Source organism: Nocardia sp. NPDC050435 (genome assembly GCF_040655395.1).
Classification (GTDB): Bacteria; Actinomycetota; Actinomycetes; order Mycobacteriales; family Mycobacteriaceae; genus Nocardia.
Genome location: NZ_JBFAJW010000004.1, coordinates 339003 through 343936, shown reverse-complemented (window position 1 = coordinate 343936; position 4934 = coordinate 339003). Strand labels below are relative to the sequence as shown.

3 protein-coding genes are annotated in these 4934 nt (G+C 69.3%); all 3 read right to left on the bottom strand.

What is annotated here, in order from left to right; all coding sequences use genetic code 11:
* Positions 1 to 474: 474 nt before the first annotated feature.
* The 3 genes from AB0I43_RS14280 to mftF all read right to left on the bottom strand — a co-directional run bounded on the left by AB0I43_RS14280 (position 475) and on the right by mftF (position 4828).
* Positions 475 to 1827, bottom strand: a complete 1353-nt coding sequence (locus AB0I43_RS14280; RefSeq protein WP_357432115.1) for a GAF domain-containing protein — start codon at positions 1825 to 1827, stop codon at positions 475 to 477.
* Positions 1828 to 1947: 120 nt separating this feature from the next.
* Positions 1948 to 3414: a mycofactocin system GMC family oxidoreductase MftG gene (gene mftG / locus AB0I43_RS14275; protein WP_357432113.1), complete on the bottom strand. Its 1467-nt coding sequence runs from the start codon at positions 3412 to 3414 to the stop codon at positions 1948 to 1950.
* Positions 3415 to 3424: 10 nt separating this feature from the next.
* Complete coding sequence (mftF, locus tag AB0I43_RS14270) at positions 3425 to 4828, bottom strand: mycofactocin biosynthesis glycosyltransferase MftF (protein ID WP_356973488.1); 1404 nt, start codon at positions 4826 to 4828, stop codon at positions 3425 to 3427.
* Positions 4829 to 4934: the final 106 nt, after the last annotated feature.

The window sequence follows — 4934 nt, the reverse complement described above, 5'->3', positions numbered from 1 at the left end:
ACCGGGCACCAGTGCCTCCTTCTTTCGGGCAGCGCGAACCAGAGGCTCGAGGCCTCGTGGCACCACAGATGTTTTCGGCGAAAGCGCGGGACGGACGGTGTCACCGGCGCGAGATTCCGACAGATTGCATGAGACAGGGGATTCACGGTGTCGCGAAGCGACTCCGCGGGGTGCGGCGGCCGGATGGCCTCGGTCGCCGCGGCGGCGGGCCGTCGAGGTGGCCGCCGGTGGTTTCTAGCGTTTGATCGATCCTCCAACTCGGCCACCGCGGCGATTGCCTTGCCGCGACTGTGTTTTCTGCATCACACGCATGTTCCGCGCAAACCGAACACTAGGCCCTTTGTTAATAAAAAGGAACTAAATCCAACAAAATAATCTGGTCATGTGTCCAGTGGCCGGAAGCGGCGGAAACCCAGGGCACAACGAGGCCCGGAACGCCCGGACTGTGAGCCAGGGCACGTGCAGGTGTGCAGACTATGAGCGGGAACGTTGCATCCGCGTTGCATCGGCGCCGAGCCGCCGGTCGAGCACCCGGATCTTGGCCTCGATCTGCGCATACAGCGGCGAATCACGATCGACTGCCGACCGGTAGGCCGCCCATGCCGCAGCATCGTCACGCCCGTCGGCGCCCGCGGTCCAACGCCGCAGCACACCCTCGTCACCCGAGCCGAGCACCGCCGCGCGCAACCGCGCCCGCAGTTCGTCACGGAGGTCGACGATGCCCGGCGCGGTCGAGCGCGGCAGCACCGGACCGGCGTAGAGGCGTAATGCGGATTCGACATCACCGGAGTCCAAGGCCGCCCGCAGCGCCTCGACATCGGTTGCGACATGCGATCGCAAACGGTAAGGGCGGGAGCCGATCACGTTCGAGCCCACCACGGCGCGCAAGCGCGACATGGCGGCCCGGATGGTGCCGTTGTCCAGATCGGTGTCGTCGAGCAGCAGCGCGAGATGATCCGCGCCCAGCCCCTCGGTGTGCTCGGCGAGCAGCAGCAGGATCTCCGCGTGCCGTTGCGACAACGCGACTCGCTCACCCGCCTTGTTCAGCTGCGGTTGCCCCAGCCCCAGCACGTCGAGCCCGAGGCGATCCGTCGCGACGGGCACGGGATCGCGCGGGGCGTGCTGGGCCGCGCGCATGGCGGCCAGCAGCAGGTCCATCTCCGCGGCGGTCGCGGTCGCCTTCACCAAGGCGAGGATCTCGGGCTTGGCCACCCGCACGCCGCCCGCGATCATCAGCACCCCGACCAGCCGGCCGTCGGGATCGTGCACGGGCGCGGCGGCGCCGGTCAGTTGATGCAGGCGGTGCAGATAGTGCTCGGGACCGTGGGTCCAGACGGCCCGTCCGGTGCGCACCACCAGGCCGACGGCGTTCGCGCCGACCCGGCGTTCGCTGAGGTCGTCGCCTTCGCGCAGGCCCATGTCGGAGGCCACGGCCACCTGCTCGGGGTTGCCGTGGATCCACAGCACGCGGCCGAACTGGTCGGCGACCACGACGATCAAACCCGTTCTGGCAGTGTCCTGCACGAGGAGCTTGTCGATCAGCGGCAGCAGCGGCGCGATGGTGTGCGCGTCCCGGTAGCGCTGCAGATCCGGGCCGCGCAGGCCGCGTTCACTGCCCGGATCCATCGGATCGATCCCGGCACGCACGCTGCGCAGCCATGATTCGAGAACCAGGGGGCGCAGCAAACCCGCCAGCTGCGAGAGCTGGTCGTCACCGGCGGTGAGATATCCATGGGCTTGTGCGGCATAGGCTTCCAAGGCGCCGAGTTGGCTGCCCGGTTCGAGGCCGTGCCGTGGGGGCCGCCCACCTGCGAGATTGCTGACCATTTGCCTTTCTTTCCGCCGCAGACTTTACCGGCGCAATTAGCAGGAAAAGGGCGGAAATTCTAGTTTGTCTGCCAGGTCACATCCGGATAGGATCACCGAGTTTTGTGACCTACGCGTCTTTCACACGATACCGAGAAGGCTTCCGGCGACGCGTTCGGCAATCAGCACCACCGTGGCCTGCGGTCCCCGGCTCAGCGGCACGGGCGCCACCGAGAGGTCCGCCACGGTCAATCCGCGCACGCCGTGCACCCGGCAGCGCTCGTCCACCACCGCGCCCGCGTCGCCCGCCGGGCCCATCCGGCAGGTGCCCGACAAATGTTGCGATGTCCCGAGATTCGCGCGCAACCAGGAATTATCGGGTTGCCGCGGTGTCGCGGCGGTCCCGGTAATCGCGGCGCACAACTCGGCGGCCAGACCCACCCCCGCGCGCAACCGTTCCCGGTCGTAATCCGCGGCCAGATAGCGGTAATCGAGATCGGGCGGCACCCTCGGATCGGCCGAAACCAGGCGCAATTCGCCCGACGAACGTGGCCGCATCAGCGCCACCCCGACGCGCCGCACCGCCGCATCGGAACCGAAAGCCACTGCATAAGGACGTATTTCGAGATCGTCGTGGCACAGTATGTATTCCAGTGCCACGGCCTCCGGCGCGCTCGGCGCGCCGCCGCGATACTCGACGCCGATTTCCGGATGATCGGTGAACCAGGCCCCCACCGCGGCCGGATGCACCACCGGAATGCCGAGCGCGCGCAGCTGCTCGGGCGGGCCGACGCCCGAACGCAACAGCAGCGCCGCGGATTCCACCGCACCGGCGCACAGCACCACCCGATCCGCCTGAACGGAGTGAACGCGCCCGTCACGCACGTAATCGACGCCGACGGCCCGGGTGCCGCGGAACCGGACCCGGGTCACCAGCGTCGCGCCGCGCACGGTCAGGTTGGGGCGGCCCAGCGCGGGCAGCAGATAGGTCGTGGCCGTCCCCGCGCGCCGGCCCGCGTCGATATTGCACGGCACCGGCCCGAGGCCGGATTCCGGGATCGACTCCGGCAGCGCGTTCAGATCCGGAATTTCCGGAAACCCCGCCTGCACTGCCGCCGAAGCGAATTCGACACTCGCCGGTCCCGGATCCACGGCCCGCTGTACCGGAATCGGACCGCTGCGACCGTGCCCCGGGAACTCCCCGTAATCAAGATCGCGCTCTATTTGCTGATACCCCGCCAGCGCCGCATCGAAAGTCCATTCCGGGCACTCGCGGGCCCACGCCGCGAAGTCCGTCGCGAGCGCGCGCACGAAATATCCGCCGTTGATCGCGCCGGAACCGCCGAGCACCCGGCCGCGCACGATGTCACCCGTGACGGGGCCGTCGGCCAGCCGCACGGGATAGCGCCACACCCACGGTGAGGCGGGCCCGATCGGCATGCGCCCCGCCAGGCGCAGCTCCTCGGGCACCGCCGCCGCGCCGGACCACACCGGGCCCGCCTCCAGGAGGCAGACGGCGTGCTCCGGATCCGCGCTGAGCCGGGCCGCGAGCACACAGCCCGCGGTGCCACCGCCGACGATCACGGTGCCGGCTACCGCATCGACCACGACGGCTCGATCAGTGCGGTGGCGCGGTGGGTTTGAGCGCCTCGACGCTGCGGGCCCGGTACGCACCCAGCCACAGCCCGCTGCCGTAGGCGATGTCGTCCAGGCGCTTGTAGGCGATGTAGCGGAACGGATCCAGGCCACCGGCGTCGCGATGGGTGAACCAGTCCGCCAGACCGTCGGCCAGCGCCATGGTGATCGCGATCCGGCGGATGCGCCGTGAGCACACCATCGCCAGCAGCGTCACCGGCCAATAGTGTCTGCACATCGCCGAGGCCAGGCGCCAGAGTCCGGAGAAGAAACCCCGGGACAGATAGATGGCGGCGATCCGGGTCGGATTGTCCAGCCCGGCGAAGACCCGCCGCAGCCGCACCAGCGCCGTCACCAGGGTGATCACCCCGCCGAACAGGCCCCACTTGGACAGCGTGCCGAACAGGAACGCCGCGACCACCGTCCAGGTGGGCAGCGACAGCGGCGTCACCATGCCGGGCTCGTGCCGCTGCGCCAGGGGCGCGGCGCCGGTGCCGTAGAACAGCTTCCGGTCGAACCAGGACTTGAAGGAGACGCGGTGGTCGTGGGCCACGTGCGCGGCTGGCTCGTAGCGCAGCCGCCAGCCCGACTTCTCCAGCCGCCAGCACAGGTCGACGTCCTCGGCCACCTGCATGGACTCGTCGAAGCCGCCCTCGGCCAGCAGCGCCCGCCGCCGCACCAGCAGCGCGGCGCTCGGCACGTAGGACACCAGGCCCCGCGAGTGCACGGCGGACTCGCGCCGGCCCAGGTCCAGCGACGAGCGGGTGTGCTCGTAGCGAGCCAGCGTCGTGGACTCGGGATCCAGCGCCACGATGCGCGGCGCGACCAGCGCCACACCCGGATCGCTGAAATGCCCGAGCATCACCTCGAGCCAGCCGCTGCGCGGCACCACGTCGGAATCCAGGAACGCGACGAAGTCCGTTGTCGCCGCGCGCAGTCCGGCGTTGCGCGCCGCGGCCGGGCCCTGGCGCCGGTCCTGGCGCAGCACCGTCACCCGGCAGCGGGTCCCGCGGTTCGGCGGGATCTGCACCGGTTGATCCGAGCCGTCGTCGACGACGATCACCGTGTGGCCGCGCAGGGCGGCCAGCAAACGCACCAGCCCCTCGGCGTTGTTGTACAGGGGGACGATCACCGTCACGTCCTCCAGGGAGGGCAGCAACCGCGGACGCGGGTTACCGACCCCGGAGTCGAGTAGTCGCCGGGCAACAACCGCAGACTTCGGATCCGTGACCTCGAGGTACCCGTCGCCGATCATCTCGGCCGCCTCCGGGGCAAGTCGCAGCAACCGTGCGGGCGAGCCGCCGATCAGGATGCGGCCCCCGGAATACGCACGTACTCGTGGATCGATCCGTACCCCGAATCCATCGGGCAGACGATCATGGCGCATTCCAGGCATGCTAGGCGCAGATTCACGCGTAAGCATCATTGGCACCGGGAGTCGGGCAGAATTCTTTGCGGACGCGTTGCGATGTGATTGCCACGGCGCAGATTCC

What these genes read in the sequence shown, in the direction of transcription:
- AB0I43_RS14280 (WP_357432115.1), bottom strand. Translation starts at nt 1,827, where the DNA reads ATGGTCAGCAATCTCGCAGGTGGGCGGCCCCCACGGCACGGCCTCGAA.
- mftF (WP_356973488.1), bottom strand. Translation starts at nt 4,828, where the DNA reads ATGCGCCATGATCGTCTGCCCGATGGATTCGGGGTACGGATCGATCCA.